A 1,916-nucleotide genomic window follows, 5' to 3' on the forward strand; every position below is an offset into this window, starting at 1 on the left:
GAGTTTCTCCAGTGCGTGTCGGTGGTGGGGGTTGTGGTGGGGGTCGCCCCATTCGTCTCGGTCGGCTTGTTCGGTGAGTGAGGGGTGGTGGAGGAGTGATTCGAGGGGGTCTATGTAGCCGTTGACGATCACGGCGGCGTCGATGGTCACGGTTTCATCGGCGAGGAGGGATGCGGTGAGGAATCCTCCGGCGGATGCGCCGATGACGCATATTTTGGTGGCGGTCGCTGCTCCTCGTCCTGAGCGCAGCCACTCAACTGCTGTGATGGCATCGAGTAGGGAGCGGTCGCGTCTATCTTGGGAGCCGGCGTGGTGGCGTTGGGGGTCTCCTCCTCCTCGGACGTGGGGGGTTGCCACGGCGTAGCCGCGGTCCAGCCAGTGGCCGAGTTCTGGGTCGGCGTCGAGGTCGATGTCGAGTCCGTAGGCGCCGTAGACCATGACGATGACCGGTCCGTGGAAGGTGGCCGAGTCACCGCGCCATCGGATGTCGAGGTCGAACTGGTATCCGTCCGGGGATGTGATGCGTTCGCGTGTGGCGTGGATGCCTGTTCCGGGATGCTGGGTTGTGGTGGGGTTGAGTACTTGTCCGGTGCCGTCGAGGTACCAGGTGGTGGGGGGTGTTCCCACGATCATTTCGGCGATCACGAACCCGGTCGAGGTTGCGCCGGGGCTCGGGGTGAGGTGGAACATTCCCGGGGTGGTGAGCAGCCTGCGGGGCTCAACAGCAGTGGTTGTGGTGGTGGGTGTCAGCGGTATCCACACCAGCTCCTCGGTGTGGCAGGCATCCTGGGTTCGGCTGATACGGGCGAGCACGGCCTCGTGTGCGCCGGCGAGGTGGCGGAGTCGTCCCTGCCCGGCCGCTATCTGCCACTGCTTAACTGTGTGGCTGTCACTGATGTGGCTGGCCTCGATACGCCACTGCTGAGCGTCATTGACCCCATGGATGAGCACGCACCCGTCCCCCAGGGGTGCGACATCGAACAGGTCGGGATCACGCACCGGCTCTGGTACGGCAACGGGTTGCGGTTGGGGATTGGTGAGGTCGAAGACCTGCCAGGTTCTGCGGCTGCGAACACCGTGCCCGACCTTGACGAAACGCCGCACGGAACACGCCTCGACCTTCACCCCACCGGCGGGCCCTTCGGCAAGTATCCGTGGGGGCTCATCGAGGCAGGTCGTGGTGACCGGCAGCAGACGGGCCCTGGCACTGCCCGACACAGCGGGATGCGGTTCCACGAACACCACAACCGGTTTCTCTGCCCGGCACAACACCACATCGGGATACACCCCCACCAACACGAGTCCGGGTTCCGGATCACCCCACCGGTGAACCGCCACCGCGTAGCGTTCCCGCTCCGGGTCGCGCAGGATCCGACACCACCACCCCAACTCCATAGACAGGTCACGACTGCGCGTCTCCCAACCCGGTAACCCCTCGATCCCGGTTTCCCCGAAAACCACAGAGGCACCAACCGGATACTGCTCCACCGGATCCGAGACGTGCTGCCCCACCAGGTCCCCACCATCCCCGCTGGTCAAACGCAACCACCCCCCAGCCAACGGCACCACCTCACCACCATCAGCATCCCGCTGCTCACCCAGGTCGCGCCCATCGTCACCGTTCTGGTTGCTCTCGAGTGTGGTGATGTCCAGGCCGTGTTCTTCCAACAGCTGCATGAGCGTGGCGTCATCCACCTCCAACCACCGACCCCACGGCAAGGAAGAGTCACTGACAGCTGGACCTACAGGAATATCCATCACTTCCCTCTCACACTTCACAACGCATCGACCTGACTTGGCTCATTTAGTGTCGTTCCCGGGTGTTGTGGATGGCGTCGAGCCAGGTTTGGATGTTGTTGGGGATGGGGTCTTCAGCGGTGACGATGGCGTCGCCGGCTTGGATGTCGATGGTTCGG

General features: G+C 64.0%; 1 protein-coding gene. It reads right to left on the minus strand.

The genetic code is table 11. The features are described 5' to 3' along the window. Positions 1 to 1,695 (minus strand): prolyl oligopeptidase family serine peptidase (locus E0E39_RS15555; RefSeq protein WP_165444877.1); only part of this gene is annotated, 1,695 nt, incomplete at its 3' end. Positions 1,696 to 1,916: the final 221 nt, after the last annotated feature.

The sequence above is a fragment of the [Pseudopropionibacterium] massiliense genome (genome assembly GCF_900607225.1).
Classification (GTDB): domain Bacteria; phylum Actinomycetota; class Actinomycetes; order Propionibacteriales; family Propionibacteriaceae; genus Arachnia; species Arachnia massiliensis.